At 55.7% G+C, this 467-nt stretch carries 1 pseudogene; it reads left to right on the forward strand.

Features of this window, described 5'->3' with window-relative positions:
• A pseudogene (locus NCCP2222_RS12630) lies at positions 1-467 on the forward strand (hypothetical protein); the annotation flags it as partial.

Below are 467 nucleotides of genomic sequence, written 5' to 3' on the forward strand. Positions count from 1 at the left end.
CGATGAGGTAACTGCCGAAACGCCTGCAGATGAGGAAGCTACGGAAACTCCAGCGGACGATGAGGTAACTGCCGACACGCCTGCAGATGAGGAAGCTACGGAAACTCCAGCGGATCAAGATGTAACTGCCGACACACCTGCAGATGAGGATGCTGCGGAAACTCCAGCGGATCAAGATGTAACTGCCGACACACCTGCAGATGAGGATGCTGCGGAAACTCCGGCGAACGATGAAGCAACTGCCGACACGCCTGCAGATGAGGAAGCTGCGGAAACTCCTGCAGACGATCAGGTAACTGCCGACACGCCTGCAGATGAAGAAGATGCGGAAACTCCGGCGGACGATGAAGTAACTGCCGACACACCTGCAGATGAAGAAGCTACGGAAACTCCGGCGGACGATGAGGTAACTGCCGACACGCCTGCAGAAGAAGAAGCTGTGGATCAAACAGAAAAGCCAGCTGACG

It is taken from the genome of Sporosarcina sp. NCCP-2222, assembly GCF_023168145.1.
Lineage (GTDB): Bacteria > Bacillota > Bacilli > Bacillales_A > Planococcaceae > Sporosarcina.